General features: G+C 39.2%; 24 protein-coding genes and 1 tRNA gene. 9 read left to right on the top strand and 16 right to left on the bottom strand.

What is annotated here, in order from left to right:
- Together E6H07_09405 and E6H07_09400 are read left to right on the top strand one after the other, a co-directional pair.
- On the top strand, positions 1-450 hold the full coding sequence (locus tag E6H07_09405) for a DUF1573 domain-containing protein (GenBank protein TMI66098.1): 450 nt from the start codon (positions 1-3) through the stop codon (positions 448-450).
- A 107-nt stretch (positions 451-557) separates the two neighbouring features.
- Positions 558-1,781, top strand: a complete 1,224-nt coding sequence (locus tag E6H07_09400; GenBank protein ID TMI66097.1) for a pyridoxal phosphate-dependent aminotransferase — start codon at positions 558-560, stop codon at positions 1,779-1,781.
- A gap of 7 nt (positions 1,782-1,788) precedes the next feature.
- Here E6H07_09400 and E6H07_09395 read toward each other — a convergent pair whose 3' ends face one another.
- The 10 genes from E6H07_09395 to E6H07_09350 all read right to left on the bottom strand — a co-directional run bounded on the left by E6H07_09395 (position 1,789) and on the right by E6H07_09350 (position 8,861).
- A complete protein-coding gene (locus E6H07_09395; protein ID TMI66096.1) occupies positions 1,789-2,379 on the bottom strand; it encodes an N-acetyltransferase family protein in 591 nt (196 codons plus the stop codon).
- Positions 2,380-2,473: 94 nt separating this feature from the next.
- The gene (locus tag E6H07_09390) at positions 2,474-2,713 is read right to left on the bottom strand and encodes a GIY-YIG nuclease family protein (protein TMI66095.1); all 240 of its coding nucleotides are present in this window, start codon (positions 2,711-2,713) and stop codon (positions 2,474-2,476) included.
- Positions 2,714-2,801: 88 nt separating this feature from the next.
- On the bottom strand, positions 2,802-3,041 hold the full coding sequence (locus E6H07_09385) for a GIY-YIG nuclease family protein (GenBank protein TMI66094.1): 240 nt from the start codon (positions 3,039-3,041) through the stop codon (positions 2,802-2,804).
- A gap of 33 nt (positions 3,042-3,074) precedes the next feature.
- A tRNA-Met gene (locus E6H07_09380) sits at positions 3,075-3,151 on the bottom strand.
- A 124-nt stretch (positions 3,152-3,275) separates the two neighbouring features.
- Positions 3,276-5,342 (bottom strand): tungsten formylmethanofuran dehydrogenase, encoded by a 2,067-nt coding sequence (locus E6H07_09375; GenBank protein TMI66093.1) that lies wholly within the window; start codon positions 5,340-5,342, stop codon positions 3,276-3,278.
- A 139-nt stretch (positions 5,343-5,481) separates the two neighbouring features.
- The gene (locus E6H07_09370) at positions 5,482-6,093 is read right to left on the bottom strand and encodes a fumarylacetoacetate hydrolase family protein (GenBank protein ID TMI66092.1); all 612 of its coding nucleotides are present in this window, start codon (positions 6,091-6,093) and stop codon (positions 5,482-5,484) included.
- A gap of 155 nt (positions 6,094-6,248) precedes the next feature.
- Positions 6,249-6,824: an aminoacyl-tRNA hydrolase gene (locus tag E6H07_09365; GenBank protein ID TMI66091.1), complete on the bottom strand. Its 576-nt coding sequence runs from the start codon at positions 6,822-6,824 to the stop codon at positions 6,249-6,251.
- A 107-nt stretch (positions 6,825-6,931) separates the two neighbouring features.
- Positions 6,932-7,582, bottom strand: coding sequence for a 50S ribosomal protein L25 (locus E6H07_09360; protein TMI66090.1), 651 nt, complete (start codon positions 7,580-7,582; stop codon positions 6,932-6,934).
- Positions 7,583-7,603: 21 nt separating this feature from the next.
- The gene (locus E6H07_09355) at positions 7,604-8,551 is read right to left on the bottom strand and encodes a ribose-phosphate pyrophosphokinase (protein TMI66089.1); all 948 of its coding nucleotides are present in this window, start codon (positions 8,549-8,551) and stop codon (positions 7,604-7,606) included.
- 91 nt (positions 8,552-8,642) lie between these two features.
- On the bottom strand, positions 8,643-8,861 hold the full coding sequence (locus E6H07_09350; protein TMI66088.1) for a hypothetical protein: 219 nt from the start codon (positions 8,859-8,861) through the stop codon (positions 8,643-8,645).
- A 101-nt stretch (positions 8,862-8,962) separates the two neighbouring features.
- Here E6H07_09350 and E6H07_09345 point away from each other — a divergent pair, with 101 nt between their 5' ends.
- Together E6H07_09345 and E6H07_09340 are read left to right on the top strand one after the other, a co-directional pair.
- On the top strand, positions 8,963-9,655 hold the full coding sequence (locus E6H07_09345) for a JAB domain-containing protein (GenBank protein ID TMI66087.1): 693 nt from the start codon (positions 8,963-8,965) through the stop codon (positions 9,653-9,655).
- 64 nt (positions 9,656-9,719) lie between these two features.
- A complete protein-coding gene (locus tag E6H07_09340; GenBank protein TMI66086.1) occupies positions 9,720-10,097 on the top strand; it encodes a four helix bundle protein in 378 nt (125 codons plus the stop codon).
- Between the two features lie 25 nt (positions 10,098-10,122).
- On the opposite strand, the gene E6H07_09335 is transcribed toward E6H07_09340, so the two are convergent.
- The 6 genes from E6H07_09335 to E6H07_09310 all read right to left on the bottom strand — a co-directional run bounded on the left by E6H07_09335 (position 10,123) and on the right by E6H07_09310 (position 19,360).
- The gene (locus E6H07_09335) at positions 10,123-10,437 is read right to left on the bottom strand and encodes a DUF3467 domain-containing protein (protein TMI66085.1); all 315 of its coding nucleotides are present in this window, start codon (positions 10,435-10,437) and stop codon (positions 10,123-10,125) included.
- Positions 10,438-10,566: 129 nt separating this feature from the next.
- The gene (locus E6H07_09330; protein ID TMI66084.1) at positions 10,567-11,490 is read right to left on the bottom strand and encodes a DUF1735 domain-containing protein; all 924 of its coding nucleotides are present in this window, start codon (positions 11,488-11,490) and stop codon (positions 10,567-10,569) included.
- A gap of 27 nt (positions 11,491-11,517) precedes the next feature.
- A complete protein-coding gene (locus E6H07_09325; protein ID TMI66083.1) occupies positions 11,518-13,095 on the bottom strand; it encodes a SusD/RagB family nutrient-binding outer membrane lipoprotein in 1,578 nt (525 codons plus the stop codon).
- Positions 13,096-13,133: 38 nt separating this feature from the next.
- Positions 13,134-16,289: a SusC/RagA family TonB-linked outer membrane protein gene (locus E6H07_09320; GenBank protein ID TMI66082.1), complete on the bottom strand. Its 3,156-nt coding sequence runs from the start codon at positions 16,287-16,289 to the stop codon at positions 13,134-13,136.
- Positions 16,290-16,464: 175 nt separating this feature from the next.
- Positions 16,465-18,510, bottom strand: a complete 2,046-nt coding sequence (locus E6H07_09315) for a helix-hairpin-helix domain-containing protein (protein TMI66081.1) — start codon at positions 18,508-18,510, stop codon at positions 16,465-16,467.
- A 16-nt stretch (positions 18,511-18,526) separates the two neighbouring features.
- Entirely contained in the window at positions 18,527-19,360 is an 834-nt protein-coding gene (locus tag E6H07_09310) for a TonB-dependent receptor (protein ID TMI66080.1), read from the bottom strand.
- A gap of 100 nt (positions 19,361-19,460) precedes the next feature.
- On the opposite strand from E6H07_09310, the gene folD reads away from it, so the two are divergent.
- The 5 genes from folD (at position 19,461) to guaB (ending at position 26,015) form a co-directional block, all read left to right on the top strand.
- Positions 19,461-20,336 (top strand): bifunctional methylenetetrahydrofolate dehydrogenase/methenyltetrahydrofolate cyclohydrolase FolD, encoded by an 876-nt coding sequence (gene folD, locus E6H07_09305; GenBank protein TMI66079.1) that lies wholly within the window; start codon positions 19,461-19,463, stop codon positions 20,334-20,336.
- Positions 20,337-20,406: 70 nt separating this feature from the next.
- Positions 20,407-20,988: a radical SAM protein gene (locus E6H07_09300; protein TMI66514.1), complete on the top strand. Its 582-nt coding sequence runs from the start codon at positions 20,407-20,409 to the stop codon at positions 20,986-20,988.
- Positions 20,989-21,088: 100 nt separating this feature from the next.
- A complete protein-coding gene (locus tag E6H07_09295; protein ID TMI66078.1) occupies positions 21,089-23,011 on the top strand; it encodes a flagellar motor protein MotB in 1,923 nt (640 codons plus the stop codon).
- 88 nt (positions 23,012-23,099) lie between these two features.
- Positions 23,100-24,209: a DNA-protecting protein DprA gene (gene dprA / locus E6H07_09290; GenBank protein ID TMI66077.1), complete on the top strand. Its 1,110-nt coding sequence runs from the start codon at positions 23,100-23,102 to the stop codon at positions 24,207-24,209.
- Between the two features lie 309 nt (positions 24,210-24,518).
- Entirely contained in the window at positions 24,519-26,015 is a 1,497-nt protein-coding gene (gene guaB, locus E6H07_09285) for an IMP dehydrogenase (protein ID TMI66076.1), read from the top strand.
- The last annotated feature ends 65 nt before the right edge of the window (positions 26,016-26,080 follow it).

Below are 26,080 nucleotides of genomic sequence, written 5' to 3'. Positions count from 1 at the left end.
ATGAAAAAGTTATTATTAGCATCCGTTGCTCTCATTTTCAGTGTAGCATTAATGGCACAGGAAAAATTTGTTGACCACCTTAAGTTCAAAACAGAAGAGCATGATTTTGGAAAAATAAAACAAGGAGTTCCCGTTACTTATGATTTTGCCATTGAAAATACCGGCAAAACACCTGTTGTAGTTGAAAGCGCAACTGCAAGTTGCGGATGTACTACACCCGTAAGACCTGAGCAGCCGATAATGCCCGGTGATGCCAACAAGATCACTGCCGGATTTAATGCAGGGGCCCCTGGTCCGTTCACAAAAACGATCACCGTTAAATTGGCTGGTGTAGATGAAACAAAAGTGATAACTATTAAGGGTGAGGTTTTATCTGCAGAAGAATATGATGCTTATGTAAAGACAAAAGGAAAAGACTCCAAAGACAATAAAAGCAAACCTAATAATTAAGAGTTTGTATTTATGATACTCTCAAAACCCGGCTAATATGCCGGGTTTTGTTTTATACAACAGCAAATTTCTTTTTTATCTACCCTCTCCTCTTTTACCTTTGTTGCATGCTTAAAATTTCTAATCGTGGCCAGCAAATGCCGCCTTCACCAATACGCAAATTGGTTCCTTATGCAGAAGCTGCAAAGAAAAAAGGAATAAAAGTTTATCATCTGAATATTGGCCAGCCCGATATAGAAACACCGCCGGCTATAATGGATGCAGTGCGTAATGCAGATATAAAAGTCTTGGAATATAGTCATAGTGCAGGCAATGAAAGTTATCGCCGCAAATTGGTACAGTATTATAAAAGTGTTGGAATTAATGTTACCCATGAACAGATATTAATTACTACTGGTGGCAGTGAAGCAATTCTATTTGGTTTTTTTTGTTGTCTCAATCCGGGTGATGAAGTAATTATACCAGAACCCTTTTATGCAAACTATAATGGATTTGCCTGTACTGCAGGAGTGAATGTAGTTCCTATTACTTCGTATATTGAAAATGGGTTTGCATTACCACCGATCGAAGATTTTGAAAAAGTAATTACTCCAAAAACAAAGGCGATAATCATTTGCAGCCCCAATAACCCGACAGGTTATTTGTATAGTATGGAGGAAATGGAAGCACTGAAAAAGATCTGTATTAAACATAATCTCTATTTATTCAGCGATGAAGCTTACCGGGAGTTTTGCTATGATGGCAAATATGTAAGTGCTATGCATCTTGAAGGGTTGGAGCAGCATGTAGTATTAATGGATACTATTAGTAAACGTTATAGTGCTTGTGGTGCGAGGCTGGGCGCCTTGGTTACAAAGAATAAAGATGTTTATAATACAGCCATGAAATTTGCTCAGGCAAGATTAAGCCCTCCGGGTCTTGCACAGATAATGGGTGAAGCAGCTGTTGATCTGCCTGCCTCTTATTTTGACACACCTAAAGCCGAATACTTGTCAAGAAGAAATACAATGATAGGCCGGTTGAATAAAATGCCAGGTGTGTATTGTCCGAATCCCGGCGGCGCATTCTATGCTATTGCGAGATTGCCAATTGATGATGCAGATAAATTCTGCCAATGGTTGCTTGAAGATTTTTCTTATAACAAACAAACCGTAATGCTTGCCCCTGCTACCGGATTTTATGGTACGCCTGGCTTAGGTAAAAACGAAGTGAGACTTGCCTATGTATTAAATAACGATGCACTGAATGCTGCAATGGATTGTTTGGAAAAAGCGTTAGAAGTTTATCCTAATAAAGTAGAAAATAAAAATACGGCAAAAGCATTTGCCTAAATATAATTTACGATCGTATCATTTTCGATTTCTCTTCAAAGAGATCTTGTAGAAAATCTTTTTTTAATTCAGAAAATTTAATGGGAGCCAAGGGATCCATGCCGTACTCATTAATACTTAGCTGCCACCAGCCAACATTTTTCCATTTACCTAATTTATAGCCTACTTTTTCATAAGTGGCGAAATAAGTGAAGCCACAACTCTCATGAAATTTTACGCTTCTATCATTGGGCAAATTGATTACGGCATAAATATTTCTATAACCTTGTCTCTTTAGTATTTCAATTAATGCTTCGTATAAGGCCTTACCAATTTTGTGTTTTAAAAAATCATCATGAATATAAATGGAACTTTCAACGCACCATTGATAAGCTGTTCTCTCACGGTATTTGGCACCATAAGCATAGCCTGTAATCACACCATCAATTTCACAAACAACCCATGGCCAGTTGATAAGGTAATCTGAAATCCTTTTTTGAAAATCTTCCAGTGAAGGAACCTCTGTTTCAAATGTAAATGAAGTGTTTTCTATATACGGCGCATAGATTTCTAAAATTCCTGCTGCATCATGAGTTGTAGCTAAACGGATATTTGCCATGGTTTAAAAATACAAAAACCCACAAATGTGGGTTTAAATAAGTACCAGAGAGCCGACTTGAACTGCCGTCCGCCGCGGCGGATATGAACCCTTATTAATGCGGCAATGTTTTAATAAAATCTCTACCTGCACCAGTTTTCAGCCATTTCTCATACACCATTGCAAGATTTTTGTTTTCAAACTCTTTTTTATAAATAAGTTTCCATGGCCTATAACGGGACGTCCAGTCTTTTCCAAATTCGTTATGAGAATTTAACCGTTGTTCAAGGTCTGAGGTGAACCCGGTATAATGTTTATTATGCAGCTCTGAGTATAAGATATAAACGGAAAACATTTGCAAAATAAAGGCTCTTTAAAGAGCCTTTATTAGTACCGGAGAGCAGACTTGAACTGCCGTCCGCCGCGGCGGATATGAACCCTTATTAATGCGGCAATGTTTTAATAAAATCTCTACCTGCACCAGTTTTCAGCCATTTCTCATACACCATTGCAAGATTTTTGTTTTCAAACTCTTTCTTATAAATAAGTTTCCATGGCCTATAACGGGATGTCCAGTCTTTTCCAAATTCGTTATGAGAATTTAACCGTTGTTCAAGGTCTGAGGTGAACCCGGTATAATGTTTATTGTGCAGCTCTGAGTATAAGATATAAACGGAAAACATTTGCAAAATAAAGGCTCTTTAAAGAGCCTTTATTAGTACCGGAGAGCAGACTTGAACTGCCGACCTTCGGGTTATGAATCCGATGCTCTAACCAGCTGAGCTACCCCGGCAAAAAATATTTTATTAAGCAGCAGACTTGCATGCCGTCCGCCGCGGCGGATATGAATCCGATGCTCTAACCATCCGCCGCGGCGGATACCCCGGCAAATGGGCAGCAAAGATAAGGTTGAGAGGCTAATTTGCCAGCAGATTTTTGATTCGTTTGCTAACCTTTTCAGCATCAGGCAGCATTGCTTTTTCCAATGCCATATTCATTGGCACAGCAGGTAAATTCAATGCTCCAATTACATCTACCGGTGCATCCAGCCAATGAAAACAAGCTTTTGAAATGCGCCCTGCTAATGCTTCTGCAAAAGAATTATTTTGTTGCTCTTCCGTCACGATCAAACATTTTCCATGCAGTTTTACTTTTTCAAAAACCAATTCTTCATCCAACGGAAATAATGTTCTCAGATCAATCACTTCAATTTGACCGGAAAAATTTCTGGCTGCAGCTTTTGACCAATACACTCCCATTCCGTAAGTAATAATTACACAGCTTTCGCCATTAACTATTTTATTTTTATCTGCGTGTAAAACAATATTCGCTTTTCCAAAAGGCAAAATATAATCACGGGCCGGTTCTTTTGTTTTTGCTTCATCGGTACCCGGCACTTTACTCCAGTAAAGCCCTTTATGTTCGAGCATCACTACTGGATTAGGATCTAAGTAAGCTGCCTTGATCAATCCTTTCATATCTGCAGCATTAGATGGATAAGCGACTTTAAGTCCTTTGATGGAAAGTAGAGTTGTTTCAATACTACCGCTATGATAAGGGCCGCCACCGCCATAAGCACCAATAGGTACACGAAGGATCATGGATACCGGAAACTTACCGCAGGTGAGATAACAACTTTTTGAAACCTCGCTTGCCAATTGATTAAATCCGGGATAGATATAATCTGCAAATTGTACTTCAACGATCGGTTTCAAACCCATAGCACTTATACCAACGCATGAACCAACAATAAAAGCTTCTTGTATAGCTGTATTAAAAACACGATGGGAACCAAACCGATCCGCCAATGTTGCTGCTTCACGAAAAACGCCACCTAATCTTTTGCCAACATCCTGCCCGTATAAAATTGCTTCAGGATGATCTTCCATTATTTCACGGATAGCATACAAAGCGGCATCTACCATTAATACTTTTTCTGCATCAACAGGAGAACGTTCACCTGATTCGTTAATTACAGTTGTTGGGGCAAAAACAAAATCTTCGACCGAGGATGGATCCGGCTCAGGAGAAGCTATTGCTTTTTCAAAATCAATTTTGATCGTATCGTTAGCTTCAGTTTCAATTTTTAAAATTTCTTCTTCGCCTACTCCACGTTCGGCTAATTTTTTTCTGAGCTTGGGATTAGGATCATGTGCTATATGTTTTGTCCAGTCATCTTCGCTTCTGTAAAATTCTTTTCTCACACCACTTGTATGATGCCCAAGCAATGGAACCTGTGCATGAACGAGATACGGTTTTCTTTCTTTTCTTACCCAATCACAAACATATTTCAACACTTCATAAGAAGCTTCGAAATCACTTCCATCTACCTGTATCCTGTTCATTCCTTTAAAACCTGCTGCATATTCAAATGCATTCATTGTTCTTGATTCAGCCGCAGAAACGCTGATGCCCCAGTTATTATCCTGAACTAAATAAATAATAGGTAATTGCTTGAGGACGGCGAACTGCATTGCTTCACTCACTTCTCCTTCCGTTATACTTGAATCGCCTAATGAACAAATAACAATTGGCAACTCATCGTTCACTCCGTGCGGTAAGTCATCGGGTTTATAGTTTTCTTTGAACTGAACTCCATACGCCAAGCCTGTTGTAGGTATCGCCTGCATCCCAGTAGCGCTACTTTGATGAATGATAGTGGGTTTATCAACGCCCTTGTAATTGGGATGCGAATAATATTCTCTTCCGCCAGTGAAGATATCTTCCTTTTTTGCAAGCAACTGCAGCATGAGCTCATAAGGTGTAAATCCCATACCTAACAGCATACTCTCATCACGATAATAAGGACTTACAAAATCCTGTGGCTGTAATTGAAATGCTGCGGCTAATTGTATGGCCTCATGTCCTCTTGAAGTGGAATGAACGTATTTGCAGATGGAGCGGTTAGCCTCATAAGTTTCAGCCATGAATTTGGCTTTACTCATAAGGGCATAGGCTTTCAGTAAAATGGAATTATCAATCATCGTTGCAAGCTAACCCGGCAAAAATAAGGGAACATTGACGCTTAAATAAAAGAAAACATCCCGTTAAAATAACCGGGATGTTTTTTTATGGTGCAGTTGGTTTTGCTTTGTCGATTCAAAGCGTGTAATAACTCTAAAACTATTTTACGTCAAATTTTAATAAGCTTTCGTCCTCAATAAATAATTCAAGTTCATCTCCTACTACCAATTCTCCAACACCTGCCGGTGTCCCGGTAAATATGAGGTCACCGATATTGATTGAAAAGTATTGAGAAATGTATGCAACGATCTTATCAAAGCTGTGCAGCATATTGGAAGAATTTCCCTGCTGTACCAGTTCTTTGTTTTTATACAAACAGAAATTGATATCTTTTTTGTTTTTGATATTTTCTACAGGTATCCATTTGCCAATTGCTGCTGAGTTGTCCCAGGCTTTGGCTTTTTCCCATGGAAGACCTTTTTCTTTCAGCTCATTTTGAATATCTCTTGCTGTAAAATCGATACCTGCTGTGATTGCATCATAATATTTACCCGCAAATTTATCCTGCAGGTATTTTCCGTTTTTACAAACACGCAGTACTAGTTCGCATTCATGATGCAATTCGTTGGTAAACTCAGGATAATAAAATGGAGTGTTAGGCTGTAACAAAGCACTTTTAGGCTTCATAAAAATCACCGGTTCATCGGGGATTTCGTTTCCTAACTCAGAGGCATGGGCTGCATAATTGCGGCCAACACAAAAAATCTTCATAACAAGGTGGCTTTAATGATTAAATACATCGGATACAATACAAAAAGGGCTGTTCATCCCATATATTCATTTGGTGCTTCAATAAGATCGGGGATTTTAAAAAAGAATGGCTTAAAAAACTCAGGGGAGCTAAAGTAAGTAATGAATCTGATTTGTCATAGAGAAATCTCTTTATTATTTACCTGGTTCATAGCTGTGGTTAAACCAGCTAAGGCAAATGTCTCTATTACTTCTATAGCCACATTAATCTTATGCTTTACAAGAGGTTCTTCTTCTTTTTTCCATTTGCTTAGTACAAAATCGGCCTGCATGCCTTTAGGGTAATTACTACCTATACCAAATCGCAGGCGGGGATAATCTTTTGTTCCAAGCACTTCATTAATACTTTTAAGCCCATTATGTCCTCCATCATTTCCACCCGGCCTTAATCGAAGTTTGGTTAGTGGTAAGGCAATATCATCAAGAATAATAAGCACATTCTCTACCGTTATTTTCTCCTTATCCATCCAATACTTAACCGCAGAGCCGCTAAGATTCATAAAAGTGGTTGGGCAAATACAGACCATTTTCTTTCCCTTCCATTTTACTTCCGCTGTATATGCCAGTCGCCCGGTAGAAAAAGATCCCCCATGCTTAAGTACAAAAGCATTCACCACATCGAAACCAATGTTGTGGCGGGTGTGTGCATATTCATTGCCAATATTTCCCAAACCGACTACCAGGTACTTCATGATATACTGATGAATAGAAAACTAATTTACATTAATCCTTTTCTTTTAGGCTACAAAAAAACCCACAACATGAATGAAGTGGGTTTTGTATAGAAATCTTTTCCTGTTTATTTCTTCTTTTCTTTTGCTGGTGCGGCAGCAGGAGCGGCAGCAGCGGCAGCAGCCGGAGCAGCAGCAGCGGCAGCAGGTGCAGCGGCTGATTCTTCTACTTTCAACTCACGGGTTATTTGTACTGATGCAATGGGAATACGGGGAGAGTTCAATATCTCATAGTTCTCAATCTTTACATCCTCTACACGTACGTTGCCATGCAATTCCAGTTTCTCTATATTCACTTCAATGTTTTCCTTCAGGTATTTCGGGTAAGTTTTTATTTTAAGTGATTTCATTTTTAACGCCAGCTTACCTCCATCTTTTACACCTACCGGTACCCCTACATACTTGATAGGAATGGTAGCAATCACTTTTTTATCCTCAACCAGTTCGAGTAAGTCGATATGCATCAACTCATCTGTAATTTTATCAAACTGCAGATCTTTCATAATACAACGGTAAGTTTTACCATCGATAGTTACTTCTGCAAGCTGAAAATCCGGAGTGTAAACTAATGACCTGAGAGCCTTTGCAGGAGCTGAAAAGTTCACCTCTGCGGCACCGCCATAAATTACACCGGGCACTAACTCCTGAGAGCGGATTAGACGGGTGGCTTTCTTCCCGTTTCCGGTCCTCAGTTGTCCTTCGATTGTAATTGTTTTCATTTTATGTTGTTTGTTTAGTTACTATTTGTCTTTGCGCTGTGAGTGTATGAACAGGCTGGTGATACTTTTATTTTCAAAAGCGTTCCTGATAGCCACTGCGAACAATTCTGCTACCGTGATCACTTTTATTTTTCCTCCATCTTGTCTTAAGGGTATTGTATCACAAACCACTAACTCTTCCAGCACACTGTTATTGATATTATCATATGCCTTTCCACTCAAAACAGGGTGTGTGGTCAAAGCCCTTACACTTCTTGCACCTTTTTCTTTTAAAAGAGCTGCGGCTTTTGCCAGTGTTCCGCCGGTATCGCAGATGTCATCTATTATCACAATATCCTTATCCGTTACATCCCCGATTACCACCATGCTTGCTATCTCGTTTGCCCTTTTCCTATGCTTATCACAGATCACCATTTCGGCTTCGAAGTAGCTTGCAATTTCCCTGATGCGGTTACTAGCTCCCACATCGGGGGCGGCAAAAGTAAGGTTTTTAAGGCCAAGTTGCTGTATGTAAGGGATAAAAACTGCCGAGCTATCCAGGTGATCAACCGGAATATCAAAATAACCCTGGATCTGGGGGGCATGAAGGTCCATTGTAATTACCCTGTCTGCTCCTGCCGCTACTAACATATTGGCAACCAGTTTACTTCCAATTGCAACTCGGGGTTTGTCTTTTCTATCCTGCCTCGCATAGCCGTAATAAGGCATAACGGCCACTACTTTATATGCCGATGCTCTTCGGGCTGCATCTATCATCAATAGAAGCTCCATAAGGTTATCAGACGGTGCGTAGGTACTTTGAACAAGGAAAACATAATCGCCACGGATACTTTCGAGGAAAACAGGGCATATTTCGCCGTCACTAAATTTCTGGATATTCACTTTGCCTTGCTTGGCTCCGAATTGTTTACAGATTTGCGCCGTAAGGGCCTGTGAGCCTGTACCTGAGAAAATTTTGACTGATGACATGGTGAGGACTGCTTTGGAGCGGCGAAGATAGGGAAAGTCATCAGTCGGAAACTGAATACAGTGATACTGTAAAAGGAAAATTTATTAAAAATTACCTTCTGGCGATTGCCATCGATTGCGCCGGCTTTTCAGTCTGCATTGGAGGTTTTGCCTGTTTTGTTTTACCTGTAAAACCAGCACTGGTTGACTGGCAACTGTAGAAGATCGCTGAACAGATAAAAATCGAAAACAAAAGGGCTACAAAATAAATTCCACTGAAAAATAATACTGGGTGCAGGGCGCCAAGAGGTTTTTGTGTACGGGTTTTCATAGTTTGGATATTTAGTTTCTCAAAAGTTTGGATTTCGGTTCTTCTTCTCAATACCTGTTAGTGGTATTGTTGAGGATAAAAATATTATCTAACCTTGCTTCATGCAAGAGCAGTACTACTCAATTAAGAACTGGGCAAAAGACGAACGGCCAAGAGAAAAACTACTTGCTCATGGCGCGGAAATCCTCAGCAATTCTGAACTCCTTGCTATCCTGATAAACCATGGGACAAAAAATAAAAGTGCAATAGAACTTGCAAAGGAGATCCTTGAGGCTGGAAAAAATAACCTCCAGGAACTGGGTAAACTTTCTGTAAAAGAGCTTACAAAAGTAAAAGGTATCGGTGAGGCCAAAGCGATCACAATTGTTTCTGCTATGGAACTTGGCAGAAGAAGACAGGCCTCTGATGCGCTGGAAAAGAAAACAATAGTTTCATCGGGTGATATTGCTTCTTTTCTTCAATCAAAAATAAAAGATAACCGCCGCGAAGTATTCGCTGTACTGTTTCTTAACAGGGCGAATAAAATAAATCATTTTGAAATAATAAGTGAAGGCGGTATTACCGGAACTGTTGCTGACCCGAGAATAATTTTAAAAAAAGCATTGGAAGAAGATGCAGTAAATATAGTGTTAGCCCACAACCATCCTTCGGGTAGTTTAAAACCCAGCCGTGCTGATGAAGAACTCACGCATAAAATAAAAGAAGCGGCGAAGTATTTTGACATTAAAGTTCTCGATCACATTATCATCAGCGATCTTGGGTACTATAGTTTTGCAGATGAAGGACTTTTGTGAGTTAGGAGTCTGGAGATAGGAGTTAGGAGAAGAAGATTATTTCAAAAAACAGCATATTAATTTTATGGGATACTATAAAGATCTGTTGGCCTATAAAAAGGCTTACTCACTGGCAATGGAAATCTTTATTATTTCCAAAAGGTTTCCGTCAGAAGAAAAGTATTCATTAATAGATCAAATAAGAAGATCGTCAAGATCAGTTTGTGCAAACATTGCCGAGTCTTATCGAAGGAGAAGATACAAGGACTATTTTATAAGTAAACTGAATGATGCTGAAACCGAAAATAGTGAAACCCAAGTTTGGTTGGATTTTTCAAAGGATTGCGGCTATTTAACAACAGAAGAGTATAACAATCTTACTGGTAAAAATGATGAGGCAGGTAAACTTATTTGGTATATGATTAATAACCCTGATAAATTTATTTCTACGTCAGATTCCTAACTCCTATCTCCCAACTACCAACTCCTCATGCTTGCGCCGTCGGACCAAAACTCAGCGGCACCTGAACATCTTCAAGGTCTTTTATCTGTCCATTTACAGCTTCATATTTGCTGATGTTTTCCATCATTGCTTTCATAAACCGTTTTGCATGTTGCGGGGTAAAAATAATACGACTCTTTACTTTACTCTTGGGAGTGCCGGGCATTACGTTTACAAAATCAATTACAAACTCTGCATGTGAGTGAGTGATGATAGCGAGATTGGCGTAATTACCTTCTGCTATTTCTTCTGTCAGTTCTATATTCAGCTGGTTGGGCGGCTGATTGTTTTGATTATCCATTTCGTTTATTTTAAGCGGACAAATGTAAACTCATTATGCCATACAATCGTGTAAAAATTGCCTGGCAAAATGGACAAAAAAAAGTTCCGGAATAATCCGGAACTTTTATAAAGCAATTAACCTTGGTTATTATCTTGGTCCTTTGTACTTAAACACTACATGATATTCACGGGTAGTGGAAGTTGGATTCCACCAGAAATTCAGAGTGAAAGTTTTAGTTGCAGGGTTATAGTTATTTGGCTGTCCAGCAATATTGGCCATAGTTACAGCTGTTGTAGACGTAGTAGTTGTTGCATTCGTAGCTGCATTAGTTGTAACAGTTACTGGGTCTACACCACCAACTCCGCCACCACCAGACCACTGCAAACCTTGAAGCAGATTTGTAGCAGCACCAGTTGTAACAAATTTTACATCAGGAAGCGAAGTCGTTAAAGGTCCGCTCAACGCATCATTGGCTGGCACTCCGGGTGAAAGATACCTTACCACACTCCCTGATACATAAGAATAAATACCATCATACGGATTCTTTACCAGGAATGTAGCTATAACCTCTTCTTCCAATACATTGATGATTCCCTGGCTAACAGTTACCAACTTCATCCCAATAGCATATTGGTTAGAAAGATTGAGATTAGCTTTATTGATCGTCATTGGAAGGATAGCCTCTCTTTTATTTGTTGCTACATTAGCAGGAATAGTTGCAGTCATTGATGGAAGTGTATAGGCATTTGCCGGCAACGCAACGTATGACGTTCCATTTGCGGCATTATATGCAGTAACAAGTGAGTTATCAATAACCACTGTCGCTGTAATATCACCCGATGGTTGCACTTCTCTTGCAGCCGTTGTCTTAAGCACAAGAAAATCTATTGTTTCAACAGTCGGTGTCAGATTTAAAACAAATGGCTTGATCTCACCAGAAGTAGCCGCGTCATAGATGCCTGTGAGTATCTGCCCCTTGTCAGCTTCCCATCCAAATTCGTCTTCGGATTTCAGGCAGGAGCTAATCACAAAGGCAACTAGTCCAATTGTTAATAATGTTTTTATTTTCATATAAATGTTATTTAAATGTGGCAAAATTTAGTTTACATCCCAGAATATCTTGCTTGTAAACCTGTCAATACCTGCTGGTACATGTGCTCCATTCACCTGCTCTTCTCTTCTTGGATATAACAAACGTACTGGTTCAGGATTTGATCCGGCGCTAAATGATTTAGGAGAAGTCGGAAGTACTGTACCATAACCCGCAGCTCCGCTTGCCTTTCTATATTCGCTCCATTGTTCCAAACCATCAATATGAGTAAGAGCAAGCCATTTCTGGATCAGGATCGTTCTGCGTCTTTCAATATCTGAAGTTGCAGCAGCATAATCAGAAAAGAGTGTTGCGTTTGAAGTATAAGAAGCAGCAGCAGCGTCAGCTTGTGCATTAGTAGCTGTAGCTGTTGCAGTATGTGTTGCTGCAGCTACGCGGAATGCCCACATAACGCCTGCATCATAATTACCTTTAGCTGTACCAGGTAATCCGGTAACACCGATCAATTGTGCTTCTGCAATGTTTAGATATACTTCAGCCGGTGTCATGATTATCATGCGACGTGTAGCATCATATTTAGCCGCTTGTACAGAACCCACTCCCGATACAAGATCCTCAACATAAGGCGCAGGAGCTCCGGTTGGTCCAAGAGGTACTCCAACATAATCTGATGTATTACCAACTGTACCACCTTTTTTTGGTGTAGCTAACCTTTGCAAACGGAAGAGGTCAGCACTTTTTAAATAGTTAATGATAACAGCATTCATTTTACGAAAACGGAAAGTTCCTGTTTCCTGATCCTGCTCATTATACCCATAGGTTCCATAATACAGGTTGAGCTTGCCAATCTGCTTTAAATAACCTGGGTTTGCTGAAACTAATCCAGCTGTCATATAACCAGAACCTTCAGCAGTTATCTCAGATACCTTGCTTTGAATATAAGCAAGACGACCGGGCATGAAGCTTTGACGCATAAGAATACGAAGCTTAAGGCTATTAGCAAATCTCACCCAGTTACCTCTAATATCAGCGCCGCTAACTGCAGGTGTTCCAAATATGATATCTGCAGCATCAGCACTAGGAAATGTCGCACTTTTAATTTCTGTGATAGCCTCAGTCAGCTTAGTAATTAGTGACTCATAAACTGTCTGCTGATTATCATAAACAGGACTAAAGAAATCTGTACCCTGTAATGCTTCAGTATAAGGAATATCGCCATACATATCAACCAGTTTCTGGTAGATAAGGCACTGCATTACTTTAGCAGGTCCTACTAAGTGACCAACGTTCTGTGCAGCAGCATTGTTGATCACATTTTGAAAATCAAAAAGGATATCATAGGCTCCATCAAAATAGTTGAAGTTATCCTTTGAAAACTCATAAGTTTTCTCTTCACCGCCTCCGGTAAAGCTGGTGCTATGTGACATAGAACCCGTCCAGGTAGAACCCAGCGCATGCGAACCGCCAGTCTGGTAACCTGTTGCGGCATTCACCGCATTGGTGAATACATTTTGGGCAGGTGCTGAAGTAGCCTCAGGTGTATTTGGATTTTTATTTACATCCAGATACTTTTCACAGCTCCCGAGGCCAACCACTGCTCCAAATAATATTAAATATTTTTTCATTTTAGTATTGCTTAGTGTTAAACAATTTGTTTTATTCTTTAGAATCTCACATTCACAGTAAAACCATACTGACGAACAGGAGGAGTATTAAACGAATTATTAATACCTTGTCCATTTCCGTTTGTTTGTGAAAACTCTGGGTCAGTCCACTGATTGTCATCTGGCAACAGAGTAAGCAGGTTACGACCGAATATTGCAGCATTGATTCCTTTAACAACTTTCAATGATTTCAGCCAGTTCTGTGGAAAATCAAAGCCAAGAGATACATCACGTAATTTCCAGAAAGCTGCAGAACTTGTAAATACTTCTCCATTGAACAGGGTACCACGGGAAAAACCATAATCACCCCAACCTTGATAATTGGCAATTGTATTTTCAACAGGAATATCCGTATTTGCAACATACTTGCTGCCATCCCAATAACTGGAATTAGGGAAAATAAATGACATACGATTATACTTTGTAGTATGAGCTCCTGAACCTGTAAAGCCCATATCTTCTCCAAGATCATGATAGATAACATGGCCACCACGGTATTCAGCATTTGCTGCTAATGTCCAGTTCTTATACCCAACTTTGAAACCAACACCTACCTGGTAAACAGGAATTGTAGTACCTGCATTTTTTAAATTTGGATCCATTTCTGGCCAGCCATCAGCAGGATCAATTACTACTCTTCCGTTTGGATCTCTTTGCCACTGTGATGTTCTCAGTAATGGGAACGGCTGCCCGATCTCTGCATATACAAAGGCAATGCGGCCATTTGATTGTAACAATACACTTGATAAGTCGCCAAACAACTCATCTACTTTATTCTCATTGTAAGTAAAGTTAGCATTCACATCAACAGTCCAATTTTTGTTTTTGATAATACTAGCTCTTGTTTCTACTTCCACACCCCAGTTATTTACTCTTGCGGCGTTCAATGTAGTAGTTGTATAACCAGTAGCACTTGACATTGACACATTCAACACCTGCTCATTTGCGTCCTGTGTATATACAGTAGCATCCAGGTTGATCCTGTTCTTCAGGAACTGCGCTTCTATACCAACTTCTTTTGTGATCACAAACTCAGGAGTTAAGCTTGGATCAGGCAGGTTATTGTTGATCGTTAAACCAACAACATTTCCATAAGGGAAACCACCACCATTACTAGCAGTTGCCTCTAAGCTATGAGGAGCAAGGTTATCATTACCATTTCTGTTTATAGATCCGCGGACTTTCAAATAAGACATCAGATCAGATTTTAAAACAGGAATTGCTTCCGTTAAAATAACTGAAAAGTCGCCACCATAATAGGGGTATGCATAAGCACTCTGATCTCTTCCGGCAGCATAGAATGCAGAAGACATATCATATCTGAAAATACCATGCAGGAACATCCAATCTTTGTACCCGAAAGTTGCATCGACATAGTTACCTACTTTACGTAATTCAGATGTTGATTCACCACCCCCTAATTCACCGGCGCGGTTACTTACATTGTAAATTCCTGGAACAGTTATGCTTGAGCTGCTCACGTTAAGACTTTTTGAGCGGCGAACCTGTATATTGTTACCAATGATGAATTTAGTAGAGATATCACCGAATTCTTTGTCAATACCAATAAAGAAATCTGAGTTAATACGATTAGCCCAGCTTGCAGCATCACTTACACCACCCAGGATGTCATTCTTAGCACGGAAAATACCGTCATAATCATTATACTGGGGATCAAATGTTTTTGCGAGGTTTTTAGCATGGTTAGTAAACTGGAATTTTCCAGTCCAGCTTTTACCAAATGAGTTGGTAACCGCAGTACCCAAACGATAATTTAAGTTCAACCAGTTAGTTGCTTTCAGACTTAACGTAAGGTTACCGTTGAAATAGTTGTTACGTGTATCATTACGGTTATTATCCAACTCAAACCATGGATTATTATAATAGTCATTGTAATAAGCGTTCGGACTGGCGAACTTATTATTTTGCCAATCTTTCATTTGCTCAACAGGAATAGCACCTGCAGCATTTAAAGCAAAGAAATAAAAGTCAGATGTTGTACGCTGTGCACGGTCAGTTGTATAAGTTGCATCAAAAGACGCCTTGAACTTTCCGTAAGTTTTACTTGCACTTAAGCGAAGCGCATCACGGCGATATTCATCTTTCCTTACGACACCTTTTGTTTTAACATCCTGGAAAGAGAAATAGTAGGAACTGGATGCATCACCACCAGAAACAGAAACATCATTTTGTCCGGTATAACCTGTTTCCCAAAAAGCTTCACGGTTCTTATCATTATTCTGATAAGGAACTTGTAAAACACTTCCATCTTCCAGTACACGGCCTATAGCACGGATGCTTCCATCATAAGCATCACCGTACTGCTGGTTCTCAAAAGGACGATAGTTCTGCTCTTGTGTAGTTCCATAGTGTGAACCCATACCATGAGTAGTATTGAAATCTGGCAGGAAAGAAACTGACTCAAAATTGCTTGAATGTGTAAAGCTAACCTGTGGTTTGCCCTGTCCTTTTTTAGTTGTAATAACTAATGCTCCATTCACACCATCAGAGCCATACAATGTAGCAGCCTGACCACCTTTCAGGACAGTCACACTTTCAATATCGTTAGGATTAAGATAGTTGATCGTGTTCTGAGGTACAGGAACACCATCTAAAACAAGCAATCCCTGGTTTTCACCACTGATTGACCTGTTACCACGTAAAACGATACGCGGAGAAGCGTTTACAGAGTTACTGGTATTATACACAGTTAAACCTGCGATCTTACCAGAAAGGGCATTACCCAACGTTGGTGATTTACCAAGCGTAAGGGCATCTCCTTTTACAGTTGTTTGTGTGTAACCGAGTTCTTTCGGTCTTTTCTTAACACCTAATGCAGTAGTAACAACTACTTCAACTCCTGCCTGATCAGTAATTGTCAGTGTTACCTGAACTGATGAGGAAACCGGAGTGAGTGTTTTTGATTCGTGTCCGGCAGCTGAAAATGTGATTGAGCCACCATCTTTGATCTTAATGCTGAAATACCCGTTGCCATCAGCCTTTGCACGGTTCTGAGTTCCTGTTTCGGTAACGGTGGCGAAAGCTACTGCCTCACCTTTTTCGTCCTTTACCTGTCCTGAAACTGTTTTTTCTTGTCCGTACGCTAATGCACAAGAAAGCATCAGCATCGTTAGCAGTGATGCGAATTTTCTCATGTAATGTAAATTTTAAGAATTAAAAAGCATTGATTTGCAATGTATACCGTCCATTTTAAATGGAGTTGTCTGATTAGAGACAGCCTTACATTTAAAAATGCTGCGCAATGTATTGGTTTTTTTTAACAAATTATTTCAGCTCAATAAAAAAAATATCAACTGTTTGTGACTATTGTTATAAAATGATGATTACCTGAGCCTTAAATTCTGATTTTTGATTGCCTGGAATTTCATCGAGACCGCTTCCAATACTCGTTTTTCCATCATAGATCGATTGTGCCCACCTGAGCCAAAAAGTTGTTCGCCTTCCAAGGTTGTAACTCAGGTTCAGATAATACCTAAATCCTTTATCATAAAAAACAGGAATTGAGTAGCTGTAGAGGATATCATTTTCATAAGCATAGAGCCGGCTATCATAGTCATCAGTTTCAAAATACTGAAGCCGGATATTGCCAGCAAAAGGCTTTAATAACGGTTTATAAAGAACATCAAAAAAGGTCAGAAATCCTCTTTCGGAATTGTTTCCCTTATTATCAAACCATAAAAGCTCGATCCTGTTCTTTAAAGTAAATGTCGGGTTGATCCTGTACCTGATCTGTGTTCGCCAGCTTTGCTTTGGAATTTTCACTAAATAATTTGTAACAGAAATATTATCGGGCTGGTTGGTTTCTTTCGTTTCATTTCTGAACCGGGTGAAAATTTCTGTTTGTTTGTTGGGTAAATAACTAAGCTGCACTAAAAAATCTGATCCGCTACTTGGAGCATCTACCAGATATTTCAACCAGGGAAATTTGAAAAGATCCATGTAAGCATCGATTCGCCAGTTGTAGGAAGGTTTAATAGCGATACCTGTAAATAATCCATTCTCATTTGTAGGGTAAGTGTTTTCAGTAAAAGCATTTCCATTGATCGCCTGGTATTGCTCACTGATATTACGGTGTAAAATAGAAATATCAACTCTTGGATCGACACTGACCATCAAACCGTTTATAAAAGCTGTTTTGAAATCCTGTGTTGAAGCGGCCTCACCAAAAAAATGAATATTGCGGTAAGTATAACTGTAATCGATACTGAAGTTAGTCCATGTTTTTCCGCCTATTGCATACAGGTTGTAAGGTTCAGTTCTTTTTTGAATGGGTAATGAAAACCTGTAATGGATGCCATTAAACCCGATATGCCAATTGGAAGATCTATACTTAATATTACCGCCAACCGCAAATTGACCTACTTTGTTTTTATCAGCTATTTCACTTTCTGTTCTGTGATATCCTGAATTAAGAAACGATGAAATAAAGTCTTCGTGATTTACTGTATCGGCAACAAAATTTGCACTTAGTTTTCTATAAGAAATAAATGCAGTTGCTTCAATTTTTCCTGACTGAAAAGTTGCTGCTGCCCCGCGATTAAATAAAAATTCGCCTGCAGAATTGTAAGGTCGTATTACAGGTGATTGCCGTTTTATATTTAAAATATCTGCACCTTTTCTTAACGCAAGATTTTGCCATTGTATTAAACCCTGTCCCATGTTGAGAGAGTAATCACCAATTGCAATTGCTTTGAACTTTCCAATATTTCGTACGAAAAAATGGAAAGTGTAAAAATCAAACCCTTGTTTTTGTGAACCTTTAAAAAATTCTTCACCGGCATCTTTATCAGCAGCAATACCATACTGCAGAGTATTGCCATAAGAATACCTGTAACGGGAAAAGAGCCGCAGCGGACTGCCAAGGTATTTTGTACCCGTAGATGATTTATCATACCCTAGTGACTTTTCAAGTACCTGCGATACCCTGACTAAAAAACTATGCTCACCACCGTTGAATCTTTTTTTAAAATCTTCATGTACTGTTAAAACATTTGCTATCGTTATGAATGGTAAAATTTTTTTGATGGTGACAGCATCCCATAAAGGCACAGCTTGTAACTCATAAACACTTAACAAAGGCCCAAACAAACGGCGATAACGAATAAGATTATCAATCTGCAGGTCAGAAATCACTTTCAACTCCTTTAATTCATCTGCTGTTGCTGTATTGATATTAACGGGGTTTTTTAAAAATTGCTGTAACTGCTGCCAAAAACTGTCATCTTCCGTTTCTGACTGATCCATATCTGTTATGTTTTCCAATTGCTGCTCTGTATTCGATGAAATGGTCTCCTGGGCAATTGTGAATAGTGAATAGTGAATTATGAATAGTCCTATAATAAAATGTTTTATCATTCTATTTTAAAATTTATTACTCCCCTTTAGGAGTTGGGGGTTTGCCACTGAATAGCAATAACAAACCAGGCGTAATTCCTAATTGCGGATGATGACTCGTAGTAATATCCAACCTGAAACTTTTTAACTGTAACCCGATTCCTGCATATACAGTTGATGTAGCCGAACACACACCTCCTCTCACCAATAACTGCGGAATAAATTTGTATTGTATCCCTGCATTAACGGATACCGGTTTATTTTCTTCTTTCTGAATTTCTGCACTTACAAAAAACTTTTCTGATGCTTCATATCCCATTCCAGCTGTATAAACTGATGCAAGTTTTTCCTGGTTATCTTCTCCAAACTTTCCACCCACAGGATTGTAAGCATGAAAACCTCCATGCAGTTGTTCTGATAAATGCATGATCGCTCCTATTTGAAAACTAATTGCTGAACTATTTCCGTAACCGGCAATTTGTAAAGAATTATAATCAAATTGAACTCCCAGATCCAATTTGCTTCCCAACTTCCTACCATATGCAAGACCGATCTGTGTTTCTTTATAATCACTGAAACCGAAATAACCTGTTTGTAATCCAAAATTGCCTGATGATGTTGGTAATGCAACGGCAGCGGTATAATAACTAAGTTCTGATAATGAAAACCTTCTTTCACCATATACACCTGCAGAAATATCTTTTATTTCTGCCAACGATGCCTGGTTAGATGTAAATGAAAAAACATCAGCATGTGAAATACTATAAGCACCAAGACCCGTGTAAGGAGATGCAACAGGCCTGCGGGTAACCTGTGATGATAGGTTGATTACTAATTGAAAAAATAATATAAAAGCTAAACCCTTTTTCAAACAGATTTTTCTGTAAGATAAATTATTTGAATTACGAAATTATTACTTCGCCTATTTAAATGTATCCATTCAACTATTCGTCTTCACCTATCTTTGCAACATGAAAATTTTAGACGGGAAACTCACTGCACAGGCAATAAAAGATGAACTTAAAATAGACGTGGCACAACTAGCGGCAGAAGGAAAAAAGGTACCCCATCTTGCTGCTATCCTCGTGGGTACGAATGGCGCCAGCGAAACTTATGTAGCTGCAAAAGTGAAGGCTTGCGAAGAATCAGGATTTAAATCAACCTTGATACGTTTTGAATCGGAGATATCAGAAAATAAACTACTGGAAAAAATTCACCAGTTAAATACCGATCCTGATATTGATGGCATCCTTGTTCAATTGCCTTTACCAAAACATATTAATGATGAACATATCATCAATGCTATCGATCCGGATAAAGATGTAGATGGATTTCACCCGGTGAATGTGGGCAGAATGGTACAGGGTTTATCAACTTATGTTCCGGCAACTCCTTATGGGATCATATTATTGTTACAGCATTATAAAATTGATACAAAAGGAATGCATGCAGTAGTGGTCGGCAGAAGTAATATAGTAGGAAGACCAATGAGTATTTTATTAAGTGAAAATAAAAATCCGGGCAACTGTACCGTTACACTTTGTCATTCACAAACAAAAAATATTGCTGAGCTATGTAGATCAGCCGATATAATTGTAGCAGCATTGGGCAAAGCTGATTTTCTAACTGCAGATATGGTGAAAGAAGGTGCCATCGTAATTGATGTCGGTATTACAAGAGTTGCAGACGCAAGTAAGAAAAGCGGGTTTAAATTAAAAGGTGATGTAGATTATGAAAATGTAGCACCAAAATGCTCTTACATTACACCTGTACCCGGCGGTGTTGGCCCTATGACGATCGCTGCATTATTGAAAAACACATTTAAAGCATGTGTTCAAAACAACTAAGCGTCGTGTATCAAAAGATCTTGTTTAAATGAGCTTACTCACAAAACATACTATCTCTTCGCTTCCTGTAATGGAACATTTTTACACATTACAAGGTGAAGGTTATCACCAGGGAAAGGCTGCCTACTTTATTCGCCTCGGTGGTTGTGATGTAGGTTGTGTTTGGTGCGATGTAAAGGATAGCTGGGATGCAGATAAGCATCCGCAATTAAAAATTGAAGATCTACTTTCTGATATTTCGAAGACAGCTGCCGGGATGGTTGTGATCACAGGTGGCGAACCTTTGATGCATGATCTTGATGAACTAACTGCTGCATTACATGAAGCCGGCTTAAAAACAAATATTGAAACATCGGGTGCACATCCATTAAGCGGTTCGTGGGACTGGGTCTGTTTATCACCAAAAAAATTCAAAGCTCCATTGCCTGAAATTATTCCTCATGCAAATGAATTAAAGATCATCATTTTCAATAAATCAGATTTTGATTGGGCTGAAAAATATGCTGCACTGGTTTCATCGGAATGTAAATTGTACCTGCAACCTGAATGGGATAAAGCAGCCGAAATGACCCCTTTGATAATTGAATATATCAAAGCAAATCCTAAATGGGAACTGAGCCTGCAGATACATAAGTATATTAACGTGCCGTGAGCACAATATGCAATTGGCAATAAGCAACTCTACTTAACAATAATTTACTGAAAATGGAGTAAAAAAAATTTAAATTCGTTACTTATTATACCCGGTATCAATGAAAAATAATCTCTCCTTAGTATTTCTTGCCTGTTGCCAATTGCTTATTGCCAATTCAATTCTTTCGCAGCATTATAATCCCGCCAAAATAAATAAGAAAGCACAGCAATATTTTTCTTCAGGTATGGCAAAAGCAGATGAAGGAAGTTTTGCTGAAGCTATATCATTACTGGAAATAGCGATCTATACAGACACTGGCTATGTAGATGCCTATATGGCGCTGGGCAGTGTGTACAATCAGCAGAAAAAATATCAATTGGCAACAGAATATTATGAGCAAGCTATTGCAAGAGATTCTGTTTACACAAAACCGTACAGGCTATCTTATTCACTTGCTCTTGCAGGCAAAGGTGACTTTAAAAAAGCTTTGAGTGTAGTTGATCAATATCTCACTGATCCTAAATTAAGTCCCGGGGGACGTAAAAGAGCAGAAGATAGAAAACACAATTATGAATTTGGTGTTGAATTCGAAAAAAAGAATGCAGGTAAAAAGTATTTATTCGATCCAAAAAACCTGGGCGACGGTATCAATTCAAAATATTCCGAATATTTTCCTTCATTGACCATTGATGGAAGCGAGTTTATGATCACCAGAAAACTTTCAGCTATTAATGAAGATTTTTTTACTTCGAAAAAACAAAATAACCAGTGGACGACTACAATTCCATTACCCGGCGATGTAAACACAGATATGAATGAAGGAGCTTTGATGATCTCACAGGATGGGCAAGTACTTACATTCGCTGCATTTGGCCGTCCCGGTGGCCGCGGCAATTTTGATATTTATTTTTCTTACCGCAATAAGGATAAATGGGGCGAGCCGCAAAATGCAGGCGTTATTAACAGCGACCAATGGGATTCACAACCTTGTTTATCACCCGATAAAAAACATCTTTATTTTTCAAGCAGGCGGATCGGTGGTTTTGGCGGCGCTGATATTTATGTTTCTAATTTATTACCAAATGGCAATTGGGGCTTGCCAATAAATCTTGGGCCAACAGTTAATACAGCAACGGATGAACAATGTCCTTTCATCCATGCCGATAATCAAACTTTGTTTTTTACTTCATCCGGCTTACCGGGTTATGGGGATGATGATCTATATTATACCAAACTATTACCTGATGGCAAATGGAGTACACCCGTAAACCTGGGTTATCCTATTAATACAATCGACCGTGAAGGAACATTATATATTGCTGCCGATGGCAAAACTGCTTACTATGCAGGTGAAAGAAGTGATAGCCGTGGCGGCCTTGATATTTACAGTTTTGAATTGCGGGAAGATATGCGGCCGGTAAAAACTTTATGGGTAAAAGGAAAAGTAACTGATAAAAAAACAAAACAAGGATTGTCTTCTTCTGTTGAATTGATTGACTTAAGCAGCAACGTTGTTATTTCAAATGTGCAAACTGATCAACAGGGAAATTATCTTACGACACTTCCGACGGGAAAAGATTATGCATTCAGTGTAAATAAGAAAGGCTACTTGTTTTATTCAGATAATTTTTTACTCAGCCAGCGTTCCCCAGATTCAATTTATGAAAAAAATATAACTCTCTCTCCAATAGAAAAAGATGCAAGTATTGTTTTAAAAAATATTTTCTTTGAAACAAATAAATTCAACCTGAAATCGGAGTCACAATCGGAACTGGATAAGCTTGTACAATTGCTAAATGAAAACCCTACACTTAAAATAGAGATCAGCGGGCATACAGACAGCATTGGCAAAGCACCCGATAATCTTAAACTTTCTCAAAGCCGGGCAAAAGCTGTTGTCGATTACCTGATCAGTAAAAAAATTACAGCAACAAGATTAACCTCAAAAGGATTTGGCTCTACCAAACCTGTAGCCCCCAACAAAACAGAAGATGGCCGGGCAATGAACAGGAGGACGGAGATGAAAGTAATCAGCCAATAGATGATAATTATTGAGATGACAGATGATAGTTTATCAGCCGTTTTGTAAATTGCCATAACTATCATCTCAAAAACTATCAACTATCATCTTGTCTTCTGACCTTTTATATCAATTGGCACTAACCGACATCCCCAACATCGGTTGTGTGCATGCAAAAATTTTGACTGCAGAGTTCGGCAGTGCTGAAGCAATCTTTAAAGCCAAACAATCACGATTAGAAAAAATTGAAGGCATCGGTGCAGTAAGAGCAAAATCGATCAAAGGCTTTCATGATTTTTCAAAAGCTGAAGAAGAAATAAAATTCATTGAGAAGTATAAGATCACTCCTTTATTTCTTACTGATAAAAATTATCCGCAGCGATTATTGAATTGCTATGACTCCCCTACTCTTTTATTTTATAAAGGTGACGCAGATCTAAATACTGCAAAGATCATAGCGATCATCGGCACAAGAACTCATACCGACTATGCAAAGCAGCAAACTGATAAATTGATCAAAGAGTTAAAAGAACAAAATGTTTTAGTGGTTAGCGGTATGGCTTATGGTGTAGATGCAATTGCACATAAAGCTGCAATAAAAAATGAATTACCAACAGTTGGTGTGTTGGCACATGGTCTCGACCAGATCTATCCATCCGAACATTCCAATCTTGCAAAAGATATGCTGAAGAAAAACGGTGGCCTGTTAACTGAATTCAACAGCAACACAAAACCTGATAAACATAATTTTCCTACCAGGAACAGGATCGTTGCAGGTATAAGTGATGCAACAATTGTAATTGAAACAGGAATACGTGGCGGAAGTATGATAACTGCCGAACTCGCCAACGGATATAATAAGGATGTATTTGCATTCCCAGGAAAAGTAACAGACAATAAAAGTGCAGGCTGTAATTATTTGATCAAAACAAATAAAGCAATGCTACTTACCGATGCACAGGAACTGATCGAAATAATGGGATGGGAAGAAAAGAGCAAGAGTGAAAAAGAGAAAAGGAGACAAAGGGAATTGTTTATTGAACTTACTACTGATGAAAAAATAGTAGTAGATATATTAAAAGAAATCGAATCATTGCATATTGATGAACTCAATCTCCGCAGCGGATTAAGCAGTAGTGCAATGGCTGCCGCTACATTAAATCTCGAATTGCAGGGTGTACTTCTTTCGCTGCCAGGGAAAGTTTATAAACTTTCATAAAAAAGAGTCGTAGAAAAATTGTCTCCGAAATAAAAATCCTCACCAGCATCCTCATAAGCCACCTCATTTTCCGTGACCCGAGAACAAAAGCTGGGCTAGTGATATGGTAGGCTTTATTTTATGTTGAAAGATAATAAGCAAAGGAAAATGGAGTGGTGTTGAGGATGCGAGGCCCGCCGGCCTGAGGCAAAAAGCTCAGTATAGAACAGAATGTACAAGAGTGCGACGCAAGGAACGATGAAAAGAATTACAAAAGCTGGTCGCAAAAATTCCATTTTCTCATTTCTTCCGACCCCCCTATCTTTGCACATGGCAACAAGAAATATCTCCACTCAAGACAACAATTCCACAAAATTTTTCGGTGATGGGCTCACATTTGATGATGTGCTGTTAATGCCCGGCTACAGCCAGGTATTACCACGGGATGTTGAGATCAAAACCCGTCTTACCAAAGACATTACATTAAATGTTCCCTTGCTTTCTGCAGCAATGGATACCGTGACAGAAGCCACTTTAGCAATTGCATTGGCAAGAGAAGGCGGCATTGGTATGCTGCATAAGAACATGAGCATTGAAGAACAGGCGGCGCAGGTACGTAAAGTAAAAAGAAGTGAAAGCGGATTGATCATCGATCCCGTTACACTAAAAGCAAATGCGACAATCGGCGATGCGCTGCGACTGATGCGTGAAAATAAGATCGGCGGTATTCCGATCATTGATAATTCAGGAAAACTTGTCGGCATTCTTACTAACCGTGATCTGCGGTTTGAAAATGATATGAAAAGAAAAGTGAGTGAAGCAATGACAAAAGAAAATTTGTACACAGCCCCTGAAGGAACTGATCTGAAAAAAGCTGAAGAGTTATTTAAGAAAACCAAAGTTGAAAAATTACCTATAGTTGATAAACAAGGAAGGCTGAAAGGATTATTTACTTACAGTGATATTTTAAAATTGAAAAGTCATCCGAATGCAGTGAAAGATAGCTTCGGAAGACTGCTGGTTGGTGCCGGTGTCGGTATTACAAAAGATATGATGGATCGTGTAGCTGCATTGCAGGCAGTAGGTGTTGATGTGATCGGCCTTGATAGTGCACACGGACATAGCAAAGGAGTAATTACTGCACTTAAAGAAGTAAAAAAGAATTTCAAAAATATAAATGTCATTGCAGGTAACGTAGGAACTTCTGCAGGCGCAAAAGCATTGGCGGAAGCTGGTGCTGATGCAATTAAAGTGGGTATCGGTCCCGGTTCTATTTGTACTACACGTATTGTCGCCGGCGCAGGTGTGCCTCAACTGACTGCTGTAATGGAAGCATATTCTGTTCTCAAACAAAAAAACATTCCACTGATCGCTGATGGCGGTATCCGCTACACAGGTGATATGGTAAAAGCATTGGCAGCTGGTGCTGATACGGTAATGATGGGAAGCATTTTTGCAGGCACAGAAGAGAGTCCCGGCGAAACGATCATCTATGAAGGAAGAAAATTCAAGGAGTATCGTGGTATGGGTTCACTTGGTGCTATGGCCACCGGTAGCAGCGATCGTTATTTCCAGGATGTGGAAGATGAGGTAAAGAAATTTGTACCGGAAGGCATCGAAGGCCGTGTTGCATATAAAGGCACATTAAAAGAGATCGTTTATCAATTCACAGGTGGCCTGCGTGCAGGTATGGGTTATTGTGGCGCTAAGAATTTGGCCGAACTCAAAGCAGCTACTTTTGTAAAAATTACCAATGCAGGTATGCGTGAAAGCCATGCACATGATATTGAGATAACGAAGGAATCACCGAACTATAGCAGAAGCTGATTAGCTGGTGTGCGGATTTGGCGATTTGCGGATGTGCAAATGATTTTATATACTTAGCTACACTG

The sequence above is a fragment of the Bacteroidota bacterium genome (genome assembly GCA_005882315.1).
In the GTDB taxonomy this organism is placed as follows: Bacteria; Bacteroidota; Bacteroidia; order Chitinophagales; family Chitinophagaceae; genus VBAR01.
This window is presented reverse-complemented; position numbering and strand designations above follow the sequence as displayed.